The following is a 1084-nucleotide window of genomic DNA, read 5'->3' as shown; positions in this document are numbered from 1 at the left end:
GCCAGCACCGCGCGCATCGCCGGCGCTTCGCCCGCTTGCGGACGGCGCGGATCGCGCACGGTCCAGGCAAACAGCGGGGTGAATGCCAGGCCAGCCAGGCCCACCGCCAGGAACGCCGCGCGCCAGTTCACCGCCGCCGCGACATAGCCGCCCAGGAGGATGCCCGCTGCCGATCCCAGCGGGATGCCCAGCGAATAGATCGCCAGGGCCCGCGCCCGCCGCTGCGGCGGAAAGGTATCGGAAATCAGCGCATAGGATGGCGCCACCCCGCCGGCCTCGCCCACGCCCACGCCCAGCCGGCAGGCAAACATCGCCCAAAAGCCCGAAACCATGCCGCACAGCGCGGTAAACGCGCTCCACACCGCCAGCGAGGCCGCGATCACCCGCGTGCGCCCGCGCCGATCGGCCAGCCAGGCCAGCGGCAGGCCCATGGTGGAATAGAGCAGGGCAAAGGCAAAGCCGCCCAGCGCGCCAAGCTGGGTGTCGCTCAGGCCCAGATCGGCCTTGATCGGCCCGGCGAGAATGCCCAGGATCTGCCGGTCGATGAAATTGAAGGTATAGACCACCAGCAGCATCGCCAGCACGAACGCCGGGCGGCGCAGCAACGGCAGGCTTTCGTGCGTTTCTGGCGCAGGTGGCATTCGTCTCTCCCATTGAGCCCATTGAGCGCGGCGTGGACTTGGCTGTACCTTGCGCTGCCGGCCGGTTCCGGCATACTAGTGAAAAATGAATCACTCTTCAAATTAGAACTGGCTGCTCATGGCTGAAACCCGGACTTCTCCCGCGCCTTCCTCCGCCACGGCGGCACCGCAGCCCGATGCGGCGGCGGCAGCACCAGCGCCCCGCCCGTCCAAGGTGCCCAAGACCGAGCGCGGCCGGCGCACGCTGCGCGCGCTGCTCAATGCGGCGGCCGAAGAGTTTGGCGAAAAGGGCTTTCACGATGCCGCGATCAGCCAGATCACCGCGCGCGCCGGCGTCGCCACCGGCAGCTTCTACGTCTATTTTGACAGCAAGGAAGCGATCTTCCAGGCGCTGGTGCGCGATCTTTCGGGGCAGGTGAAGGATTTCGTCGGCCCCAGCATTG

2 protein-coding genes are annotated in these 1084 nt (G+C 67.8%); one reads left to right on the top strand and one right to left on the bottom strand.

Features of this window, described 5'->3' with window-relative positions:
• Nucleotides 1–641, bottom strand: a 641-nt coding sequence (locus tag H926_RS0120220) for an MFS transporter (RefSeq protein ID WP_022677896.1), incomplete at its 3' end; no start/stop codon positions are given.
• A gap of 118 nt (nt 642–759) precedes the next feature.
• Here H926_RS0120220 and H926_RS29275 point away from each other — a divergent pair.
• Nucleotides 760–1084, top strand: a 325-nt coding sequence (locus tag H926_RS29275; protein WP_043610636.1) for a TetR/AcrR family transcriptional regulator, incomplete at its 3' end; no start/stop codon positions are given.

The sequence above is a fragment of the Novosphingobium sp. B-7 genome (assembly GCF_000410615.1).
Lineage (GTDB): Bacteria > Pseudomonadota > Alphaproteobacteria > Sphingomonadales > Sphingomonadaceae > Novosphingobium > Novosphingobium capsulatum.
The sequence above is the reverse complement of the archived record's forward strand: the minus strand, read 5'-3'. Positions and strand labels throughout refer to the sequence as shown.